We start from the raw sequence: 21,052 nt of genomic DNA, 5'->3' as shown, positions 1-21,052 counted from the left end.
ACATGGCATTCATTCCCCACACCGAGGGCGCGGAGCCGTTCACGGTCGAACTCTTCCGCAGTTCCCCACCGCTGAACGACAACATCCGCGTCCGGATCCACAGCGGGTACATGCCCACCCTGTCCGACCTGCTGCCCTTGTTCACCGCCTTCGGGCTCGAAGTGATCGACGAGCGCGCACAGGAGGTGCACACCGGTGAGAGCACCAGCTACGAGATCGACCTCGGAGTCAGATCGACAGGATCTGGTACGTGGGGCGGAGAGGACGACCCTGAACGGGACGACAACTTCATCGACGCCGTCGGTGCGGTCTGGGCGGGAGAATGCGAGTCGGATGCCCTGAACGCCTTGGTTCTCACTGCCGGACTCACCTGGCAACAGGTCACGTGGCTGCGTGCGATCGCGGCGTACCTACGCCAGACTCAGGCCGTCTTCTCACTGCCCTACATCTGCGATGTACTGGCTCTCCATCCCGAGTCGAGCGCACTGGCCGTTCGCATCTTCGAGGAGCGTTTCGATCCCGACCGGTACGACGGTCTCGCGACGCCGACACGCTCTCGGAACGAGGACGCCCTCACCGGGCACTTCGTCGACGGACTGGAGTCCGTCGCGAGTCTCGACGAGGACCGGATTCTGCGGTCGGTACTGGCCGTCATCAAGGCCACGGTTCGTACCAACGCCTTCGCCTCACGCGATCCCGCAGGCTCACAGGTGAGCCTGAAGATCGAACCGGCACGTGTCCCCGGCCTGCCTCGACCGACACCGGTCGCAGAGATATGGGTCTACAGCCCACGCGTCGAGGGCATACACATGCGCTTCGGCAGGGTCGCGCGCGGTGGCCTCCGATGGAGCGACAGACGCGAGGACTTCCGCACCGAGGTCCTCGCTCTGGCCAAAGCCCAGGTGGCCAAGAACGCTGTCATCGTCCCGACGGGGGCGAAAGGGGCGTACCTACCCAAACGGCTCCCCCCGGTCGCGCGCCGAGACGAGTGGCTACGTGAAGGTCGGGAAGCGTACCGACACTTCGTGGCCGGACTTCTCGACGTCACCGACAATCGGGTCGGCACCGTGGTCGTGGGACCGTCCGGAGTCGTGCGGCACGATGACGACGATCCGTATCTGGTCGTCGCAGCCGACAAGGGCACGGCAACCTTCTCCGACGACGCGAACGAGGTCGCAGACCACTACGGCTTCTGGCTCGGCGACGCTTTCGCGTCCGGTGGATCCCACGGGTACGACCACAAGGCGATGGGCATCACGGCACGCGGTGCCTGGGTCTCGGTCGAGCATCACCTGCTCGAATCGGGTATCGACCCCACCCGCGACCCCTTCACGGTGATCGGTATCGGCGACATGAGCGGAGATGTCTTCGGCAACGGCATGCTTCTGTCGCCGCATCTGCGTCTCGTCGCAGCGTTCGATCACCGGCACATCTTCATCGATCCCGATCCGCCCGTCGCCACGGCGTTCGCCGAACGGCGTCGCCTCGCCGCATCACCACGGTCGACGTGGGCGGATTACGACCGCGATCTTCTCAGCGACGGCGGACTGATCATCGAGCGCACAGCGAAATCCGTACCGCTGTGCGCTCGGGTCAGGGCCGCCCTCGGGCTGCCACCGACAGCCGCGTCGCTCACCCCGGCGGAACTCGTGAGAGCTGTTCTGTCCAGTCCCGCGGATCTTCTGTGGAACGGCGGAATCGGAACCTACGTCAAGGCACGACACGAAACTCATGCGCAGGTGGGAGATCGTGGCAACGACGCCGTTCGTATCGACGCCGACGAATTACGAGTGCGCGCGATCGGTGAAGGCGGCAACCTGGGCCTGACCCAAGCTGCACGAATCGACGCGGCCCTCGCGGGAATACACGTCAACACCGATGCCGTCGACAACTCGGCGGGCGTGGACACCAGTGACTACGAGGTCAACATCAAGATCGCGCTCAGCACCGACCGGACCGACAGCGCCGCCGGGCGACGAGACGATCTTCTCCGCGACATGACGGACGACGTCGCAGCGGCTGTTCTCGCGCACAACCACGATCAGAACGTCCTGCTGGCGATGGAGGTGCATCGCTCTGTCGAGAATCTTCCGATGCATCGCCGGCTGATTCGCCACCTGACCGACATCGGCCATCTCGACCGGACTCTCGACACGTTGCCCACCGAATCGGAACTCGATCGCCGCGAGAACGCCGGTCGCGGATTGACGCGACCCGAACTCGCCGTTCTCATGGCAGGTTCCAAGAACTACCTGAAGAGTGCTCTGAACGACACGGACGTGGCCAGCGATCCCGCATTCGCGGACACCCTCCGGGGGTACTTCCCCGAAAGGCTCGGGCAGATCGTGCCGAGCGCCGTCGCAGACCATCCGTTGGGCCACGAGATCGTGGTGAATCAGATCGCGAACGATGTCGTCAACATGGTCGGCATCACGGCTGTCCACCGAGCGGTGGACGAGACGGAAGCGCGCATCGACCTGGTCGTCAAGGCCTACATCGCTGCCATCGAGATCTTCCGACACCGCGAATTCCGTCGCGGACTCGCGGCCGTCGAGTCGACCATGCCGGCCCTGCTGACGGCGTCGATCCGCCACGAGGGCCAGCGACTCCTCGACCGTGCCGCCAGGTGGCTCCTTCACCGACACCCGTCAGGTTTCTCGCTCGACGCTGTCGTCACCGGAGCCAGGAGCCGGGTGGCCGCGCTCTGGCCGGACGAGCCGGCGCGCCTCGTGGGAGAGGAGAAGGACCGCTTCGACCGCAACGTCCTGGCGTTCGAAGCCATGGGGTCCACGCCGGAACTGGCGAGGACCGCGGCCGCGTATCTGGACGGATACGTGCTCCTGGACATCATGGAGATTTCGGACGATCTGGGGCTACCGGACGAGAACACCGCTGCCCTCCATCACTTCATCTCGGAACAGTTTCGGGTCGACTACCTACTGACCCGCGTCAGCCTTCTGCCGCGTCCCAACCAGTGGGACAGACTCGCTCGCACCGCGCTCCGCGAAGACCTCTACGGAGTCCTCAGCGATCTGACCCGCAGCGTCCCGTCCGCCCGGCCCGGCGAGACACCGTCGACCGAGTCGATGCGAAAGATCTTCGACGAGTGGGAAACGTCGACCAACCACCTCTCCGTACGTGCTCGCCGGGCCGTCGCTCAGGTCTGCATCGAGTCTCGTCCCTCGTTGAGCGCCATATCGGTAGCGGTGAGGTCGCTGCGTGCGCTCTCCAACGCCGGTGACCGCCGGCACCAGAGGTGACACTCCGAGAGGGTCTGGTCGGTGTGCAACACGTCAGTGGTCACGGCCACACGGTTTACATGACGAGGATTGCGCATCGTTCGAGCAGTGAGAGAAGTTGGGGAGTCACGAGTTCGAACCGACGAAGTCATCGATACCTGTACGTGAAGAGGAAGTATCACGGTCCCGTCGCGGGACCGTGCGCCAGCCAGGAACACAGCGGAGGAACAGCATGAAGGTTGTCGGATATGCGGACAAATTGAGTGTCGAGCCGGGAGCGGCGATCACCTTCATGGTGAGCTCCGAACCGGGACGCTTCTCGGCACAACTCGTCCGGCTCATCCACGGCGACGAGAACCCGGCCGGGCCGGGTTACAAGGACGTGACCATCTCCAGCACGCTCGACGGCGAGTACGAGGGTGGTGAGCAGAAGCTCCGAACCGGTTCCTACCTGCGAGCTCCGAGCAGTGCGGAGTTGGACGGGGCGCGTGACCTGACAGTTCAGACGTGGATCTGTCCGACGCTTCCTTCGAAAGCGGTCCAGACGATCGTGTCCAGAGGGGGTGCGGACGGGTTCGCTCTGCGCCTCGAGGACGGCCGGCTGACGCTGCGCCTGGGCTCTGCGTCGGTATCCGTCGACCAGACCGTGCGGGCAGGTCAGTGGTACTTCGTGGCTGCTGTCCACGATGCCGCGACCGGACGCGTGCTCCTCACCCTCGAACCCAGCGCGGGTGCGACCTCCGGTCTCGGAGCACGCCTCGACACGGTGGTCGACGCGGCTCCGACGTCAGGCGCCGGCGATGTTCTCGTCGCTGCCGAGGTCACGGCGGAGGGCGAGGTCGGCAACTTCTACAACGGAAAGATCGACGCTCCGAAGATCTTCACCCGCGCTCTCGGCGACGACGAACTCGCGGCACTTCGCGATGATGCCGACACGGCACCGACCGATGCCGTTGCCGCATGGGACTTCTCGCAGGGCATCGACACCTGGTCCGTCGTCGACGCCTCGGGCCGCGGCCACGACGCCGAGGCGGTGAACAAGCCCGCTCGCGGCATGACCGGCCGAAACTGGACGGGTCGAGAAATGTCCTGGAAGCACGCTCCCTCGGAGTACGGCGCCATCCACTTCCACGACGATGATCTGTCCGACGCCGCGTGGACACCCTCGTTCGAGTGGACGGTCCCCGACGATTTCAGGAGCGGCGTCTACGCCGTGCATCTCACGTCGGGCGACCACGAGGACTACGTCCCGTTCTACGTCGTACCGCCTCTGGGCCGGCCTACCGCCGACACAGCGATCATCCTGCCGGTCTTCAGCTATCTCGCGTACGCCAACGAGCAGATGCTGGGGCCGACCGGCGTGTACTCCGGTCAGCTCGCCGGATACCCGCGGCAGCCGCAGGACAAGTACGTCGTCGAGACCGGTCTTCGTAGCCTGTACGACCGACACACCGACGGCAGTGGCGTGTGCTATTCGTCCTGGCTGCGACCCATCGTCAACATGCGCCCCAAGTACGACATGCCGTTCCTCGATATGGGTGAGGGCTCACCGCACCAGTTCAATGCCGATCTGCACCTCATCGACTGGCTCGAGCAGAAGGGGATCGAGTTCGACATCATCACCGACCTCGAAGTGCATCGCGACGGCGTCTCGCGCCTGAACGACTACCGCGTGGTGTCGACGGCGAGCCACAACGAGTACTGGTCCGAAGCCATGCTCGATGCCGGTGAAGCCTACGTGAACGGCGGCGGCCGGTTCATGTACCTCTCCGGCAACGGAATGTACTGGGTCACTGCACTGGACGAGGCGACCGGTACCGGCGTGGAGATCCGCCGTAGCGGTCCCGCACAGCGATGCTGGGACGCCGCTCCGGGTGAGGCCACTCTCAGCAGCACCGGCGAGCCGGGCGGATTGTGGCGCTTTCGTGGACGCGCACCTCAGCGGTGGCTGGGCGTCGGTTCGATCGCAGAGGGTGGCGGCGTCGGGCGGCCCTACGATCGTCAACCGGGAAGTCACGATCCGAGGGCCGCATTCATCTTCGAGGGCATCGCCGACGACGAACAGATCGGAGCTTTTCCCTGCCTGGTGAACAGCTGGGGTGCGGCAGGTTTCGAGATCTGCCAGACCAACCCGAAACTGGGCACTCCCGAGCACACGGTCGTTCTCGCGAGCGCACGAGATTTCGACACGAGTGACTGGGGCGTCTTCAGCGAGGAACTTCAGCTGTCCGCCATCTGGGACGGAGAGATCCGCGCCGACATGGTCTTCATCGAATATCCCAACGGCGGAGCGGTATTCGGCGTGGGCTCCATCTCCTGGTGCGGGAGCCTGTCCCACAACAATTACGACAACAACGTCTCTCGCGTCACCGAGAACGTGTTCCGAGGATTCGCGTCGGAGACCCTTCCGGCCTGACCTCTCGCGGATTCGATCACCACGATTCGCGGTGACCGACTGACATCTCCTGACACGTACGACGCTCGGCTGGTGACATACCAGCCGAGCGTTGTGCGTCGAGTGCGACGACAATCCCCGTGCCACCTGCATACACAGGGTGGCACGGGGACGATGTCGGTGGCCCGAAGGCCTCACATCTACGCGCGGATCGGGGACTCCGCTTCCGGTGCGACCCCGGGGACGGCCGCAGGTTCCCTGATGAGGAACGGACTCAGCGCGCACAGCACGATCGTCGCGACAGTCAGAGCGAGGAAGCCCTGCACGAAGCCACCCGTCGCGTCCTTCACAGCTCCGAGAATGTACGGATATGCGAATCCGCTGATGAGCCAGGGCATCCCGACGATGATGCCGTTCACCAAGCCCGAGTGGCGAGCGTGAACCGATTCGACCGCGGTCGTCAGAGTCAACGATTCTCCCGCGTAGACCCCCAGTCCGATGATCGGCGCCAGCAGCGCCACCGCCACGTAGTTCTCGGCGGCGAGGAAGATCGTCAGCGCTGCGAGTGACACCGCGGTGACGATGCCACTGACCACCACCACAATTTTCTTGTTACCGAGCTTCTCGGCGATGTACGGCGCAGAAAGTGCTGCCGCCGAGCCTGCAATGGAGAACAAGGCGGAGATGAAACCGGCCAGGGACTCCGACATTCCGGCGTCCTCGACGAGAATCGCAGGCATCCAGCTCGCGATGACCGAGAAGAGACCGACACCGCCGATCCAGTACAGAAGAGCGGTGAACACGTTGCGATTCTTCAGGCAGGTGAACATCGACCTCACGAGCTCACCCGTGCCGGGCCGCGCGTCGGACCGATCCTCGATCGCCACGTCGGCGTCGTGCTCGGGTGCATTCCGCGAGACGGTGAGCACGACGACCAGGACGGCTCCCAGACACACGGCCTGCACGGCGAGGCCCATGCGCCAACCGAACGCGGCCAGCACGGCCGAGAACGCGAAGAGGCCCAGTACCGCACCCATGCCGTCTGCGGACAGCATGATGCCGACAGCCCGGCCGGTCTTTCTGGTGTTGCGGAACCAATTCACCGCCATGGTGTACGTCGCCACCCAGAGGAAACCCACCGATACGCCCGCCAGCACCCGGGCGACCACGACGAGACCGAAGCCGCCGGCCGCGGCGAAGACGGCCTGACCGAGGAGGCCCGCAGCCAGGCCGGCGAGGATGACGTTCTTGCATCCCCATCGTGACGCGATGACCCCGCCGATGAGGATCATCGCTCCGGCAACGAGGCCGGTGATCGACGAGATGCCACCCGCCTGCGAGTAGCTCAGCCCCAGATCTTCGCTGATGGAACTCAAGCTCGGACTCCACCCCACATAAGGCAGAAACGCCCCGACCAGCGCCAGATACGCTACCGAGAGGTTGATCCATCTGTTGTTCGACATGTCGCTCCTCCGCGAACCGGATATGCAGAATTCGTGTCCCCGAGGCCCGCCGTTCAGGCTGGTCACCCCGTATGGACCTTTACGTTGCTCTCATAGGTTGAACCGTCGAACGGGTCTGCGACATCACCGAACTGTCACCGAGCGCCCCCGTCGGCGTTGACAGAACGTAAGAGCGTGATCTCGGTGCGCAGTCGATGTAAATTCTGCATTCCCGTCGTCCGGTCGACCCGTGCCGAGGGCACACCTCGCGAACTCGACACTCGTCCGACTCCGTTCTGCCGCAACGGCAAAAGGCCCCGGACGCGTGTGTCCGGGGCCTTTCGTCACGATCGATTCGTGCACCACTACCTGACTGGGCACCTGTCACCGAAGACCAGGCGCGCGGCCCGGTCAGGGGCGCACGGGCACCGGGCTGGGACTCGGCTGATCGACGTGTGCTGCCGTCTCCCGCATGAAGAGCGGGGTGACAGCGCACAGTCCCACGGTGAGGACCGTCAACACGGAGAATCCCTGAACGAAGCTCCCCGTCGCGTCCTTCACGGCCCCCAACAGGTACGGGTAGGCGAACCCGCTCACGAGCCAGGGCGTACCGATGATGATGCCGTTGACGACGCCGGCGAACTTCGGCTGCACCGACTCGATGGCCTCGGCCAGGGTCAGCGATTCACTGGCGTAGACGCCGATGCCGATCACGGGGACGAGCAGGACGACCAACAGATAGTGTCCGGTCGACAGGAACAGTGTCAGGGCAGCCAGCGCAGCCGCCGTCACGAAGCCCGCCACCATGATGATCTTCTTGGTACCGCCGATGCGCTCGGCGAGCAGAGGCACCGTCAGCGCGGCCGCCGAGCCGGCGATGGAGAACAGTGCGGTCAACAAGCCGGCGAGGGACTCCGACATGCCCGCGTCTTCGACGAGAATGGACGGCATCCAACTCGAGATGGCGGCGAACAGTCCCACGCCACCGACCCAGATCAACACCGCCGCAACGACATTTCGATTGAGCAGGCTGCGATACGTGGCGTCCGAAGAGAACGGTGCTGCCGTCGGAGACACGGAGGACTGACTGTTCTCGGGTCCGGCGACAGGCGCGTTCCTCGATACGACGAGTACCAGGACCAGGACGACACCCATGACCACGGCCTGAACGGTGAGACCCGTACGCCAACCGAACGCGGCCAGGACGGCCGAGAAGACGAACAGGCTCAGCACCGCGCCCACTCCGTCTCCGGACAGCATCACTCCCAGCGCACGTCCGGTCTTCCTGCTGTCCCGGAACCAGTTCACTGCCATCGTGTACGTCGAGACCCACAGGAATCCGACGGAGACTCCGGCGAGCACCCTGGCGACGACGACGAGTTCGAAGCCCTGGGCCATGGCGAAGACGGCCTGGCCGAGCACGCCGGATGCAAGGCCCACCACGATCACGCTCTTGCATCCCCAACGGGATGCCACGACACCACCGATCAAGATCATCGCGCCGGCGACCAGACCGGTGATCGAGGAGATTCCGCCGGCCTGGGAGTAGCTCAGACTCAGTTCCTCACTGATGGCACCGAGACTGGGGCTCCACCCCACATAGGGCAGAAACGCGCACACCAATGCCAGGTATGCAACGAGTAAGTTCGTGACTCTACTGCTCGACATCAATTCCTCCGGCGGATAGGACCCCGCGGATCCGCTGATCGGACTCCGCTGCGTACGTGCTGGTGCAAACCCGGCGGTAGACGACCTCACAGCAGCCGAGCCGCCTGCGCCCTGGAAGCTTGCGCCGCATGCACTGCCGGATCACATCGACGAAGTGTCAACCAGAATGCGCATCTCGACGACAGGTCGTCAGGCACATCTCGTACGCACGGACACGATTCATCGGCGCGATTAGGCTCGGCGATCGCAGTAAATCCCATCCACGAGTCGAGGACGAGAAATGAAACAATTCGACGAGAATTGGACACCCTTCACACCGGTGGCCCCGGAGCGCGTCACCGGCGGGTCTCCCAGAACGCGACTGGCCGAGACGATTGCAGGTGACAGCTTCAAGTCCGGCCTGTGGGAAGTCACTCCAGGCCGTTTCTCGACTGCGCCACGTGGATTCGACGAAGTCATTCACATCATCAGCGGAGAAGGTGTCCTTCGGTCCGAGGACGGGACCGAGGTGGCACTCCGTCCGGGCGTCTCATTTCTGATGGAAGACGGTTTCATCGGTGAATGGGAGATTCGCGAGCAGTTGCAGAAGTTCTACGCGAAAGTGCAGACCGCGACGATCTCGTGAAACGAGCCGGATGGTCGGTCGGTTACGACGTGTACGCCTGGTCGACCATTCGAGTGGCTCGTGTCCCTGCTTCGGTGGGTCATCTCCGACGGGCGGCGCATGCGACTGCAGCGCCGTCACCGTCGGCACTGTGTCAGCCGTCGACCGTAACTGTCTGACGCTCTGACCACGTGACGTACGCAACACCGACCGTACTCTGAGGTCCACGCGTCGCGCCGACCACACTGGTCGACGCCAGTACTCGAGCGTGCGGACACGAGCGTCACGGCGTTCCGGATGTCCCACGTCCCGCCTCGAGAAAGTGCAGCAATGACAGACAACGATCGACCGGATGCAGCTCGACGAACACCGGAAGCACTGCGCGACACACCATCCGGTGCGTTCGGTGATGCGCCTGATGTCCTGCGACCCAGCGTCGCTGTGGTCGGGAGCGGGCCTTCCGGGTGCTACGTCGCGTCGTTCCTCGGCAAGAAGTGGCCGGGGTCGCAGATCATCATCTTCGAGTCGATGCCCACGCCGTACGGTCTCGTGCGATACGGGATCGCGGCCGATCATCAGGGAACCAAGAACGTCACACGTCAGTTCGATCGACTCTTCACCAAGGATGGCGTCCACTTCGCCGGAAACGTCTGCGTCGGTGCCGATCTCGACTTCGACGAGCTGGCAGCAGCGTTCGACATCGTCGTGCTGGCGACAGGCCTCCCGGAGGATCGATCACTGGACATTCCGATCGACCCGAACGCCCGCGTCATGGGTGCCGGAACATTGCTGCGTGCGCTCAACGGTTACCCCTCTCACTCGGTTCCGCGTGATTCCGACGGGCGGTGCTCAGCTCTCGGGGAGCAGCTGGCCGTGGTCGGCATGGGGAACGTCGCTCTCGATGTCGTTCGGTTGATGTCGAAGGACTCGCACGAGTTCGACGGATCGGACATCGACGACGAGCTCCTCGAGCAGCTCCGCCCGCACAGACCCGGCACCATCGACGTCATCAGCCGATCCGGTCTGGCACTCGCAAAATTCGATCACGCGATGTTGCGCGAATTACTGTCCTTGCCGAACATCGAGGTGACCGTCAACGGTCTGAGCGACAGCGCTACCGGACCCGCCGCAGAATTACTGCGAACCCACATCGATGGTGGCGCAGCTTCCGTCACTGCTGACGCTCCGCGTACTCATGTGCGACTGCACTTCCAGCTGACCCCCGACTCGGTCACGACCGAGGGCGGTCGGACATGTCTACGGACGAGCACCCCCGGAGGCCGCGACGCGCAGGCAGACTTCGTGGTCGACACCGTGATCACTGCCATCGGGTTCACGCAGGGACCCGAACACGACCCGAGCTCGCCCACGGGTCACTGGTCCGGAGACAACGTCTATCGCGTGGGATGGCTCAGCCGCGGACCTCACGGCGCAATTCCCGAGAACCGCAAGGACGCTCGACAGGTGGTCGAGCGGATAGCCGAGGACGTCGCGAGCGGACGCCTTCGCTTCGGTAAGCCTGGTCACGCAGCGGTCGAGCACCTCCTACGAGACGTGGTCACCTTCGCGGACTGGCAACGCATCGAAGCCTTCGAACAGAGCGAGGCGCTTCCGGGACGATGCCGGCGCAAGGTCACCGATCGCACCCACATGCTGTCGATCGCCACCTCGACCCCGAGCTCAGGCTCGCGACCAGACCTCGCCGCCGTACCACCGCGACCGAAAGAGACCACCGTTCCTCATCACACGCATCAGCTACCAGTCAGGGAGTCGGACACATGAGCAGGGCCACCATTCTCTTCGGAACCGAGACGGGCAACTCCGAAATGGTTGCAGACGAGATCGCCTCGGCACTGGATCCGCTCGGCGTGACCAGCGAGGTCCACAGCATGGCCGAGTATCCGGTGACGGACCTCCCCGACCAGTCGCTCGTCATTCTCGTCACCTCCACCTACGGCGAGGGCGACCTACCTGACACGGCAATACCCTTCTTCGAGGCGTTGAGCGCCACCAAGCCGGACCTCTCGACCACTCGATTCGCCGCGTTCGGACTCGGCGACAGCAGCTACGAAACGTACAACAACGGTATCGCCACGCTCATCAGCGCGGTGACCGATCTCGGTGCGACGCAGATCGGCGACACCGGTAAGCACGACGCCGAGAGCGGGCTCGACCCCTGCGACACCGCCACCGACTGGGCAAGACAGACCTTCGCGAACGCCGAGGTGTGACAGCAGCTCGCCACACCGCCGACAACGATCAGGAGACACGCATGACCATGGCAGACATCTCACCTCAGGGTGCGGCATTCTTTCCCGACCCCAGTTCCGTGATGCTGGACGACTGGGGACCACTGCCCGAAGGAACAGCAGCACCGATGGCGACGGAGGGGAGAAAGCTCTGGTCCGGTGACGGGATACTCGAGGTCGGGATCTGGAAATGCGCTGCCGGCCCGTCACGGTGGCTGTTCGAGACCAACGAGTCCTTCACCATCTTCTCCGGCCGGATGACCGTGACCGAGGACGACGGAGAGCCGATCGAACTCGCCTCGGGCGACAGCGCGGTGTTCCCCAAGGGGTGGAGCGGTGTCTGGGAGCTCCACGACACCGTCCTGAAGGTGTACACGGTCTTCTGACCCGCACCTCGAGTACATCCTTGTCGACATTCAGCTTCACTTCACATCGGAGATCGTCCCTACATGAGTCAGATAGTGCGTGGCGCAATTTCTCGTAGCAACGGCGCGCCAGTCGAGGTGACCGACATCGTCATCCCGGATCCCGGACCTGGCGAGGTCGTCGTCGACATCATCGCCTGCGGGGTGTGCCACACCGACCTCACCTACCGCGACGGCGGAATCAACGACGACTATCCGTTTCTCCTCGGTCACGAGGCATCGGGCACAGTCGAGGCGGTCGGTGCCGGTGTCGTCAATGTTCGCCCCGGCGATGTCGTCGTACTGAACTGGCGTGCAGTGTGCGGCCAGTGTCGAGCGTGCAAGCGTGGTCGTCCCCATCTGTGTTTCGACACTCACAACGCGACACAGAAGATGACCCTGACAGACGGCACCGAGCTCTCACCCGCGCTCGGCATCGGCGCATTCGCCGAGAAGACGCTCGTCCACGAGGGCCAGTGCACCACAGTCGATGCCGCGGCCGATCCGGCCGTGGCCGGACTGCTCGGATGCGGGTTGATGGCCGGAATCGGAGCGGCCATCAACACCGGCGCCGTCGACCGCGACGACACCGTTGCCGTCATCGGCTGCGGAGGAGTCGGGGATGCCGCGATCGCCGGCGCCGCACTGGTGGGCGCCAAGACCATCATCGCTGTGGACCTCGATGACCGAAAGCTGGCTCGCGCACGTGAATTCGGTGCCACCCACACGGTCGATGCGTCCAGTTGCGATGTCGTGGCCGCGATCCGAGACTTGACCGGCGGCTTCGGGGCAGACGTCGTGATCGACGCCGTCGGGCGCCCCGAGACCTGGAAGCAGGCGTTCTACGCGCGCGATCTCGCCGGCACCGTCGTGCTGGTGGGCGTTCCCACGCCGACGATGACACTGGAGATGCCCCTCGTCGACTTCTTCTCTCGCGGTGGAGCTCTCAAGTCCAGCTGGTACGGGGACTGCTTGCCCGAACGTGACTTTCCCACCCTCATCAGTATGTATCTGCAGGGACGACTACCCCTCGACAAATTCGTGTCCGAGAGAATCGGTCTCCACGACATCGAGGAGGCATTCGACAAGATGCACGCGGGCGAGGTACTGCGATCGGTGGTGATGTTGTGAACACCGACAACGTGGCCAGAGTTGTGACTTCCGGTACCTTCGCCCTCGACGGCGGAACCTGGGACGTCGACAACAACGTCTGGATCGTCGGCGACGACTCCGACGTCGTGGTCTTCGACGCCGCTCATTCGGCTCGACCGATCATCGATGCCGTCGCGGGACGCAATGTGATCGCGGTGATCTGTACTCACGGCCACAACGATCACATCACGGTCGCACCTGAGCTCGGTCGCGCTCTGGACGCACCGGTGTTGCTCCATCCCGCCGACGACATGTTGTGGCAGGCGACGCACCCTGGCGTGGGCTTCGACGCCGTCGAGGACGGCACGACCGTACGCGTCGGAGGCATCGAGTTGGTCGGCCTGCACACCCCTGGTCACTCACCCGGATCGGTGTGCTGGTTCGCTCCGGATCTCGGCGCCGTGTTCACCGGAGACACCCTGTTTCACGGCGGGCCAGGCGCAACCGGCCGTTCGTTCTCGGACTTCCCCACGATTCTGGACTCGATCCGCACCCGTCTGGGCACCCTGCCGGAAGACACTGTCGTCTTCACCGGACACGGCGACACGACGAGAATCGGCGACGAGATCGTCGACTACGACTCGTGGGTGTCTCGCGGTCACTGACGTCGGTACCTGTCGGACATGAGAATGCCTCCCGCACGTGGTGTGCGGGAGGCATTCTCATGTCCGGCGACTCTCAGTCCTGGAAAGCCAGTCGGAGGTCCATCGTCTTCCACTGCCGCGCGTGTTGAATGCTGTTGTACACGGGTTTCCCGGCCAGTTCGATGCTCGAACAACGCTGGGTCACTGTTGTCAGGATGGTATCGGTGGACTGGCGCGCCAGCACCTGACCCATGCACGAGTGGAGACCCGCCGCGAAGGCGAGGTGTTGCTTACCTTCGGTGGAACGGGTGTAGTCGAAACGGTCGGGATCCTCGAACATGCGCTCGTCGCGATTGGCTGACGCCAGCAGAACGTAGACCGTCGATCCGGCCGGCACCATTGTCCCGGCCACTTCCACGTCTTCGAGAGTCAGACGCGTGACTCCCGTCTCGGGGGTCGCGAACCGGAGCAGCTCGTTGATCACCTTCGGCCGAACTGCCGGGTCGTCGCGGAAAGCGGCGAAGAGTTCGGGGTCCGAGGCCAGACGCTCCAGACCGTGCGCAGCGAGCGTCACCGTCGAGAAATGACCAGTGGCCAGAAACAGCATGATGCTCGCCGTCGTCTCCTGCCGGCTCATCTCACCGCGCTGTTCCGCGTCGAGATACGCGGCGATCACGCCGGGACGGGGGTCGCGGGCGGCCGCCTCTATCGCGTCGATGCAGTAGTTCTCGAGCCAGGCGCTACCCTCTGCGCCCGCGCGAAGATCGTCGTCGGTCGCGACGATGCCGAAGCCCCTGGCGAACTCGTACGTCTGGTGACGTACCTCGTCCGCATCCTCCCCCGTCATGCCCAACATGGCGCACATCGTCTCGTGCGTGGGAACCAGACACAGTTCTCTCACCGCCTCGATACGACCGGCCGGCTCGGCCTCCGTCAGCGCCCGCTCGACGATCGAGCCAGTGGTCGCCATCCACCCTTTCACCGACTTGGGCGTGAACAACTTGTTGACCAGTCGTCGGTGCTCGGTGTGCGATGGCGCATCGAGCCCGATCACAGTCGAGTGAAAGATCTCGAAGGACCCGAAATCGAGCTGCTGCACAGAGCTTTTCGTGTGCCGCAACAATGTGGAGACATCGTCATACCTCGACACCACGTAGACGCCGTCGTCGAGTTGGAGGACCGGATACTCGTCGCGGAGCCGTCGGAAATGGGGATACGGGTCGTCCAGCAGTTCCTCGTGGTAGAACGGCAGCAGTTCCGTCTGATCCGGCGCTGCAGAACCGCGTGCGCTCGCTTTGCTGTGGTGCGGCGTTGTGATGGGGTCCATGGAGAAATCCTCCTGCGTCCGGCGCCCACGCACACTAGACGCAATGCAATTGCCTGGTCCGCCGAACATGACGCCTTGTCACAGGAAAAGCGAGCGTTTCCGCGCTCGCGCTCCGGCCGACGGGCCGGCCACCTCTCGGGGCCGTGTGCCCCCGGGACCCCTCTCGGTGACGGTTCCGGCCGGACCAGACGAATCGTCGGAAATTTCGACGATCAGACCATCAAATATCCTGCTGGACCGATCAACGGCGTGGTGGGATCATTGCGACAGAAATCCGGCGCTGCATCACGGTCGCTCCCTCGACGTGCCTGCCCGCGTCGAACGGGTTCCGCACACCCGCCCACTCGACGACGAACCGGGACCATGGTCGGTCGCACGTGATGCGATGCCGCTGCCGCCTCGAGCTACCGACAGGATCCACGACATGACCGACCTCAGAATGACAGTGCCCGAGCGCATGGCATTCCTTCACGGTGACCATGTCGCCGTCATCGCCGTCGAGCGCGAGGACAAGCCACCGCTGACCGTGCCCATCTGGTACCGGGTCGACGAATCCGGCGATCTCGAGATCTGGACCGAACTCGGATCGATGAAAGAACGCTTCATCCGTGCTGCGGGCAGATTCTCCCTCGCCGTGCACCACGACGTCTGGCCGTACCAGTACGTGTCCGTCGGAGGACCCGCTTCCATTCGGGAGAACGTCTCGCGCGAGGGTGTGATGCCCATCGTGTCGCGGTATGTGACCGACGACGAGATCGAGGCCTACCTCGATGCGAACTACACCGACGACGCCGTGCTCATCACCTTGCGTCCGAAAGTCTGGAACTCGGTCGACTACAACAAAGAGACACCGGACCCGACCTCCTAGGGCAGCGCGAACGGATCGAAGGGCTGCTGCCGGGACGTGGCCACGCCGGTGTAGACGACCCTCGCTTTCACCGCGACAACACGTCCCACGCTGTTCGGCGACGCCGAGGACAGAGTGGATGCGACCAACGTCGCCTTGCGAGGCCGATGCTCGGAACGGGTGCCACCGCACGAACAGATCGGGGGCTGCCGGACCCGGACGGATCCTGCAGCCCCCGAACACCTGTCGGATCGACAGGCGATGGTGAGACCTACTGCATACTCAGGGCGTCCGACGTTCGGTGATCGCTGTCCGACTCGACGCCATCGCGGCCGGCGAAGGTGAACCCGGTGTAGCCTTCCTCCGCAATCTTGTCGGCGATACCGACGTAGGTCGACCAACCACCGGAATACGGGATGAACACACGCGACCCGTCATCGTTGACGTGCACCATGTAGTTCTTGACCTGCTTGCGCAGTAGACCGTCAGCAGCCTCCTGCGTTCGAACGTGCCACTCGTCCTGCGCATCGAGAGTCGCATCGACGGATGCGTGACCATGACGGTCCATGTAGGCGATGAGGTTCGCCACGTAATCCACGTGATACACGTTGTGCACGTTGAAGTTCACCAGCACGGAGGGCGAGCCCGGGCCCGTGAGGACGTACAGGTTGGGGAACCCGTGCACCATCAGACCGAGGTAGGCGTGTGGACCACGCTCCCACCCGTCCGTCGGCTTCTTCCCCTCGGCGTTACGGATGTCGATCGCGTCGAGGGCGCCGGTGAACGCATCGAAACCGAGCGCAGAGATGATCACGTCCACCTCGTGGAAACCCTCACTCGTCTCGATTCCCGTTGCGGTCACCCGGCGAATGGAGTCCGTACGTAGATCGACCAGGTGAACATTGTCCTGGTTGAAGGCCTCGTAGTAGCCGTTGCAGACCACCAGGCGCCGTGTACCGATCGGGTAGTCGCGCGGCTCCAGCTTGTCGGCCAGAGCCGGGTCGGAGACTGCTGACCGGATTTTCGATCGAACGAAGTTCGAGACCAGATCATTGGTCTTCCAGTCGGTCTTCTGGTCGGGGAACGCAAACGTCATCGACAAGCCGCCGAAGGCCCACTGATCTTCCAGGCGCTGTTGCTGCTGCTCGGGTGTCATGGCCGACGCTGGTGTGTCGGTGGTCGGCGCGAGGTATGCCACCCCGGTTCCCATGACCTGCTCCCACAGTTCGCCGAGGTTCTCGCCCAGCTGTCGGTACCGGTCCTGATCCATCGGGGAATTCTGGGACGGAACGACATAGTTGGGGGTTCGCTGGAACACATGCAGGCTTTCCACCTGTCCCGCGATGGCGGCGATGACCTGGGCGCCCGACGATCCCGTGCCGATCACGGCGACCCGCTTGCCCGTCAGGTCCACCGGCTCGTCCGGCCAGTGCGAGGTCTCGAGCCACTGGCCCTGGAAATCCTCCACACCGGCAAACGGCAACTGCCGCGACTTCGAGAGCTGACCGGTGGCCATCACGACGTGACGCGCGAAGACCGTGTCACCGGTATCGGTTCGGACCTGCCAACGATTGTTCTCGGCCTGCCACTGCATCTCCTGCACTCGCGTGGAGAAGCGGAAGAACTGACGCAGACCGTAGTGGTCTGCGTAGTGCTGCAGGTATGCCAGCAGCTCGCCCTGCGGAGGGTAGCGCATTGACCACTTCCACTCCGGATAGATCTCGGGGTCGAAGAAGCTGTAGTAGTACGCCTCGATGTCGACTCGCGCACCCGGGTAACCGTTGTGCCGCCACACCCCACCGACGTCGGAGGCCGAATCGAAACCGAGGACGCTCAATCCGTCCGCGGCGAGTCGGCGCACGGCATAGAGACCGCCGATACCAGCACCGATGACGACTGCGTCGACAGTTGTCGCACCGTCCTGTGCAACCTGCTCCGGAGAGGTCGAATCCATTGGGCATACCCTTTCTCGGTCGCCGCGGAACGCGGCTCATCTCGTCAATCCTGAATCGGGACGGGTTGCGCGACCAGACTCTGCCTGTCAGGTCTTACGACCTTCGTCGGGGCACTTCGTCATGCGCCCCGATCCGCGTCGTGGTCAGACCGCGCGGGGCTCGAGTCCGATCTGCGTCATTGCCAACGTGGGGTTGTAGTGATCGCGGATGACGGTGACCTTGCCGTTCTCGACTTCGCAGAACATCGCGAAAGGCAGCTCCACCTCGCGTCCTGTGCCGGCGACATCACCCCACGGGGTGGGCATCGGTCCGGTGTGGGTGCCACGCAGGACGAAGTCTCCCGCGGCGCGCGAGGCGTCTCCGACGATGGCGAGAATCTCGACGGTGAAGTTCGTGAACGCATTGCGCCAGTTCTGGTCACCTTCCACGAAAGCATCTGCACCCGTGGACGTCTGGCTACCGGACGCGATGTCCACGACGACGACGTCCTCGCTGACTTTGTGCCGAAGTGCGGTCCAGTCCCCTCCAGCGAAAGCTTCACCCAATTCACGCAGAACCTGTGCGGGATCCATGGTGCATTCTCCTTCTGTCGTCGACACTCACGTGCAGGCTCGACAAGCCCGACGGGTCTGTCCGGTCGAATCATGCGTGCACTCGACACAGCAGGCTGCGGATCGCAGTGCGACTGCTGCCGGACATGGGCCTGAGCAACGCTAGGCGTGTTCGAACGCGACCACAGGAAGCAAGTGTCATGAAGTCCGCGCGAACAGCCGACGTTCCGTCACTTACTCGAATGCGCTACGAGCCGTACTCGCGCTGACGCACCGCCGTTGCCCGCGACGATGGACACTGTGTCAAGGCCGGACCGTCGTTCGGACGACACAAAGCGTTTAGCTTCTCACAGTGCGGCGAGTCACAATTTCCTCTGCGCGCGAGCAACTTCCGAACGAACCGGCGATGCCCGACACCCACTCCCTTCGCCGACGATGCCGGCCACTCGTACACCCACTACCCGAAGGCGACTCGACGTGAATTTCGTCATCAACAGACAACTCGCTTGGGACTTGGCAGACCAACTCGGTCGACTGTTCGACGACAAGGAGCGAACGGCCGTCTACGCAGCCCTCGGAAGCGGTGATGACAGGGCAGCGGTACATCGTCTGATTCACATCGCCGCAGAGCATCGGCACCCGTTACCGGCGCGCACGTGCTGGGACCTCCACGTGTGGGCGCACGCTCACGACGCCGCGGACCGCTACGCGCCGGTTCTGGCGCGCATCAAGGACCCGCTCGACGTCGAGCGCTGACCCCTCGACGGCAGCCTCATCACCTCGAACGTACCTCCAGAAGGGTTGTCTCCCAGCATGTCGAACGAGTTGTCATCACCTGGTACCTCCAGTCCAGGCCAGGATCGGAACGGCCGAGAGCGACTTCGAGGCTCGATGGGCGTCTGGGGAATCGTGTTCATCGTCGCCGCCTTCGCGGGTCCTCTCGGTGCGATGGGCGGTACGGTTCCCATCGGCATCGATGCTGGTAACGGAATCGGTCTCCCTGCCACTTTCGTGGTGAGCACGGTCATCCTCTTGTTGTTCTCCGTCGCTTACACGGCGCTGACACCCCATGTGCCGAACGCCGGAGCGTTCTACGCGTACATCGGTACCGGGCTGGGCCGCCGCACCGGTTTCGGGACCGCATTCATGGCCCTGCTCGCGTACCTCGCTCTCCTGGTCGGTGTCTACGGTCTGCTCGGTTCCGGAATCACTGCCCTGCTCGCGTCGTGGGGCGTCAGCGCTCCGTGGTGGGTGGGCGCTCTCGTGAGCATGGTGGTGGCCACGTTCCTGGGCTACCGCAACATCGATCTGTCGAAGAAGGTGCTCGGCGTCCTACTCCTCGCCGAAGTGGGAATAGTGATCGCACTCGACGCCGCGGTCGTCGTCAGCGGTGGAGGCGAACAGGGTATGTCGGACGGCTTCACCACGCCCGGGGCACTGCTGTCGGGAGCCCCGGGACTGGCTCTGCTGTTCTGCTTTCTCAGCTTCCTGGGATTCGAGGCCACGGCAGTCTTCCGTGACGAGTGCCGCGACCCCGATCGCACGATTCCGGTGGCGACCTACCTCGCGGTGTCTCTGGTGGGATTGCTGTACGTGGTGTCCACCTGGGCACTGATCTCTGCGTGGGGTGACGACGAAGCCGTCAGGATCGCCGCGGACGACCCCGGTGCGATGCTTCCCGGCGCCGTCGGAAACTACCTGGGGGGTACCGCGGAACACATCGTTCAGGTGCTCTATGTGACGAGCCTCTTCGCGTGCCTGCTCTCCATCCAGAACGTGACATCGCGATACGCCTTCACGATCTCGCAGCGCGGTGCGTTGCCCGTCGCCCTCGGGACGCGCCACGAACGGCACGGATCGCCCTCCACCGCTTCCAACGTGGTGACCGTGATCGCCGCGGTGTTCGTCGTCGTCGCGATTCTGCTCGACATGGATCCGGCAACGGAGCTCTATGCATGGTTCGCGGGCGCGACCACGGTCGGCTTCATCATCATGCTGCTCGGCACCACGGTGTCAGCGCTGGTCTTCTTCGGCCGACGACGACGTTCCGGCAACCGCGAGGAGTCCGTGGCGCGCGTGATAGTCGCACCCTCGATCGCACTGCTCTGCCTCGTCGTGGTGTTCGTTCTCGTACTCCAGAATCTCGAAGAACTCGTCGGGGGGTCTGCGCCGGTCGCGTTGGCTGTACTCGGTTCCCTGGCTCTGGCATTCGCTTACGGCTTCATCGTGTCCGCCCGCCGTCCCGAAATGTCACTCGACGCCTGACGGCATGGCGGACACGCATCAGGTGTGGCGGCACCGTTCCTCTCCCGAGTCCTCGGATCACGTGTCGCCGAGGTCGTCGGCGGGGAGGACCCAGCCCCAGTCGACGACCGAGTGTGCGGTTCGAAGGTAGGCCGAATCCGAATGATGCCATCGAGCCGCCTCACGTCGCTCGACGACGATTCGCAGTTGTCTCAGCTCGGCGGCGACCCGCTCCACGTAGTCGACACCGCGGGCGGACCCGACGACACCCCGCGCACGGTGCAGTGACTCCTCGATCGGCCTGAGCACATCCTCTACCTCTTCCCGAAGTTCGCCTCGGGGACCGGAGTCGACGATGGCCCGGGTGGGCCGCTCGCGCGCAAGCGCGAGA

Annotated in this window: 17 protein-coding genes; 11 read left to right on the top strand and 6 right to left on the bottom strand. The window is 64.0% G+C overall.

What is annotated here, in order from left to right; translation table 11 throughout:
* Window positions 1–2: 2 nt before the first annotated feature.
* Window positions 3–3,260, top strand: a complete 3,258-nt coding sequence (locus JOE30_RS07190; protein WP_204870009.1) for an NAD-glutamate dehydrogenase domain-containing protein — start codon at window positions 3–5, stop codon at window positions 3,258–3,260.
* A 211-nt stretch (window positions 3,261–3,471) separates the two neighbouring features.
* The gene (locus JOE30_RS07185) at window positions 3,472–5,655 is read left to right on the top strand and encodes a N,N-dimethylformamidase beta subunit family domain-containing protein (protein ID WP_204870008.1); all 2,184 of its coding nucleotides are present in this window, start codon (window positions 3,472–3,474) and stop codon (window positions 5,653–5,655) included.
* Between the two features lie 179 nt (window positions 5,656–5,834).
* Here JOE30_RS07185 and JOE30_RS07180 read toward each other — a convergent pair whose 3' ends face one another.
* Both JOE30_RS07180 and JOE30_RS07175 read right to left on the bottom strand, forming a co-directional pair.
* Window positions 5,835–7,097 (bottom strand): nitrate/nitrite transporter, encoded by a 1,263-nt coding sequence (locus JOE30_RS07180; RefSeq protein ID WP_204870006.1) that lies wholly within the window; start codon window positions 7,095–7,097, stop codon window positions 5,835–5,837.
* 390 nt (window positions 7,098–7,487) lie between these two features.
* The gene (locus tag JOE30_RS07175) at window positions 7,488–8,744 is read right to left on the bottom strand and encodes a nitrate/nitrite transporter (RefSeq protein ID WP_204870004.1); all 1,257 of its coding nucleotides are present in this window, start codon (window positions 8,742–8,744) and stop codon (window positions 7,488–7,490) included.
* Window positions 8,745–9,024: 280 nt separating this feature from the next.
* Here JOE30_RS07175 and JOE30_RS07170 point away from each other — a divergent pair, with 280 nt between their 5' ends.
* From JOE30_RS07170 to JOE30_RS07145, 6 genes are all read left to right on the top strand, one after another.
* On the top strand, window positions 9,025–9,369 hold the full coding sequence (locus tag JOE30_RS07170; RefSeq protein WP_204870002.1) for a cupin domain-containing protein: 345 nt from the start codon (window positions 9,025–9,027) through the stop codon (window positions 9,367–9,369).
* 309 nt (window positions 9,370–9,678) lie between these two features.
* On the top strand, window positions 9,679–11,130 hold the full coding sequence (locus JOE30_RS07165; protein ID WP_204870000.1) for an oxidoreductase: 1,452 nt from the start codon (window positions 9,679–9,681) through the stop codon (window positions 11,128–11,130).
* Window positions 11,127–11,579 carry a flavodoxin domain-containing protein gene (locus tag JOE30_RS07160; RefSeq protein ID WP_204869998.1) on the top strand — a complete coding sequence of 151 codons (453 nt, stop codon included), beginning with the start codon at window positions 11,127–11,129 and terminating at the stop codon, window positions 11,577–11,579. The genes JOE30_RS07165 and JOE30_RS07160 overlap by 4 nt, the downstream gene beginning before the upstream one ends.
* Window positions 11,580–11,620: 41 nt before the next feature.
* Window positions 11,621–11,983, top strand: a complete 363-nt coding sequence (locus tag JOE30_RS07155; protein WP_239532506.1) for a cupin domain-containing protein — start codon at window positions 11,621–11,623, stop codon at window positions 11,981–11,983.
* A 63-nt stretch (window positions 11,984–12,046) separates the two neighbouring features.
* Window positions 12,047–13,132 carry an S-(hydroxymethyl)mycothiol dehydrogenase gene (locus tag JOE30_RS07150; protein WP_204869996.1) on the top strand — a complete coding sequence of 362 codons (1,086 nt, stop codon included), beginning with the start codon at window positions 12,047–12,049 and terminating at the stop codon, window positions 13,130–13,132.
* A complete protein-coding gene (locus JOE30_RS07145; protein ID WP_204869994.1) occupies window positions 13,129–13,758 on the top strand; it encodes an MBL fold metallo-hydrolase in 630 nt (209 codons plus the stop codon). Before JOE30_RS07150 ends, JOE30_RS07145 begins: the two co-directional genes overlap by 4 nt.
* 73 nt (window positions 13,759–13,831) lie before the next feature.
* On the opposite strand, the gene JOE30_RS07140 is transcribed toward JOE30_RS07145, so the two are convergent.
* Window positions 13,832–15,133, bottom strand: coding sequence for a cytochrome P450 (locus JOE30_RS07140; RefSeq protein WP_204869992.1), 1,302 nt, complete (start codon window positions 15,131–15,133; stop codon window positions 13,832–13,834).
* A 355-nt stretch (window positions 15,134–15,488) separates the two neighbouring features.
* Between JOE30_RS07140 and JOE30_RS07135 the strand changes: the two genes are divergently transcribed.
* A complete protein-coding gene (locus JOE30_RS07135) occupies window positions 15,489–15,932 on the top strand; it encodes a pyridoxamine 5'-phosphate oxidase family protein (protein WP_204869990.1) in 444 nt (147 codons plus the stop codon).
* Window positions 15,933–16,182: 250 nt separating this feature from the next.
* On the opposite strand, the gene JOE30_RS07130 is transcribed toward JOE30_RS07135, so the two are convergent.
* Window positions 16,183–17,865, bottom strand: a complete 1,683-nt coding sequence (locus tag JOE30_RS07130) for an NAD(P)/FAD-dependent oxidoreductase (protein ID WP_204869988.1) — start codon at window positions 17,863–17,865, stop codon at window positions 16,183–16,185.
* 144 nt (window positions 17,866–18,009) lie between these two features.
* On the bottom strand, window positions 18,010–18,438 hold the full coding sequence (locus JOE30_RS07125) for an ester cyclase (RefSeq protein WP_204869986.1): 429 nt from the start codon (window positions 18,436–18,438) through the stop codon (window positions 18,010–18,012).
* Between the two features lie 492 nt (window positions 18,439–18,930).
* Between JOE30_RS07125 and JOE30_RS07120 the strand changes: the two genes are divergently transcribed.
* Both JOE30_RS07120 and JOE30_RS07115 read left to right on the top strand, forming a co-directional pair.
* On the top strand, window positions 18,931–19,173 hold the full coding sequence (locus JOE30_RS07120) for a hypothetical protein (RefSeq protein ID WP_204869984.1): 243 nt from the start codon (window positions 18,931–18,933) through the stop codon (window positions 19,171–19,173).
* A 135-nt stretch (window positions 19,174–19,308) separates the two neighbouring features.
* Window positions 19,309–20,682, top strand: coding sequence for an APC family permease (locus JOE30_RS07115; protein WP_239532505.1), 1,374 nt, complete (start codon window positions 19,309–19,311; stop codon window positions 20,680–20,682).
* A gap of 57 nt (window positions 20,683–20,739) precedes the next feature.
* Here the strand turns inward: JOE30_RS07115 and JOE30_RS07110 are convergent, their stop codons facing one another.
* Window positions 20,740–20,970 carry a hypothetical protein gene (locus tag JOE30_RS07110; protein ID WP_204869980.1) on the bottom strand — a complete coding sequence of 77 codons (231 nt, stop codon included), beginning with the start codon at window positions 20,968–20,970 and terminating at the stop codon, window positions 20,740–20,742.
* Window positions 20,971–21,052: the final 82 nt, after the last annotated feature.

Source organism: Rhodococcus sp. PvP016 (genome assembly GCF_017832185.1).
In the GTDB taxonomy this organism is placed as follows: Bacteria; Actinomycetota; Actinomycetes; order Mycobacteriales; family Mycobacteriaceae; genus Rhodococcoides.
This window is presented reverse-complemented; position numbering and strand designations above follow the sequence as displayed.

Excerpts from the sequence above, each read along its gene's own strand:
- JOE30_RS07165 (WP_204870000.1), top strand. The coding sequence starts at position 9,679 with ATGACAGACAACGATCGACCGGATGCAGCTCGACGAACACCGGAAGCA.
- JOE30_RS07170 (WP_204870002.1), top strand. The coding sequence starts at position 9,025 with ATGAAACAATTCGACGAGAATTGGACACCCTTCACACCGGTGGCCCCG.
- JOE30_RS07175 (WP_204870004.1), bottom strand. The coding sequence starts at position 8,744 with ATGTCGAGCAGTAGAGTCACGAACTTACTCGTTGCATACCTGGCATTG.
- JOE30_RS07140 (WP_204869992.1), bottom strand. The coding sequence starts at position 15,133 with ATGTTCGGCGGACCAGGCAATTGCATTGCGTCTAGTGTGCGTGGGCGC.
- JOE30_RS07185 (WP_204870008.1), top strand. The coding sequence starts at position 3,472 with ATGAAGGTTGTCGGATATGCGGACAAATTGAGTGTCGAGCCGGGAGCG.
- JOE30_RS07190 (WP_204870009.1), top strand. The coding sequence starts at position 3 with ATGGCATTCATTCCCCACACCGAGGGCGCGGAGCCGTTCACGGTCGAA.
- JOE30_RS07135 (WP_204869990.1), top strand. The coding sequence starts at position 15,489 with ATGACCGACCTCAGAATGACAGTGCCCGAGCGCATGGCATTCCTTCAC.
- JOE30_RS07115 (WP_239532505.1), top strand. The coding sequence starts at position 19,309 with ATGGGCGTCTGGGGAATCGTGTTCATCGTCGCCGCCTTCGCGGGTCCT.
- JOE30_RS07130 (WP_204869988.1), bottom strand. The coding sequence starts at position 17,865 with ATGGATTCGACCTCTCCGGAGCAGGTTGCACAGGACGGTGCGACAACT.
- JOE30_RS07180 (WP_204870006.1), bottom strand. The coding sequence starts at position 7,097 with ATGTCGAACAACAGATGGATCAACCTCTCGGTAGCGTATCTGGCGCTG.
- JOE30_RS07150 (WP_204869996.1), top strand. The coding sequence starts at position 12,047 with ATGAGTCAGATAGTGCGTGGCGCAATTTCTCGTAGCAACGGCGCGCCA.
- JOE30_RS07125 (WP_204869986.1), bottom strand. The coding sequence starts at position 18,438 with ATGGATCCCGCACAGGTTCTGCGTGAATTGGGTGAAGCTTTCGCTGGA.
- JOE30_RS07160 (WP_204869998.1), top strand. The coding sequence starts at position 11,127 with ATGAGCAGGGCCACCATTCTCTTCGGAACCGAGACGGGCAACTCCGAA.
- JOE30_RS07155 (WP_239532506.1), top strand. The coding sequence starts at position 11,621 with ATGACCATGGCAGACATCTCACCTCAGGGTGCGGCATTCTTTCCCGAC.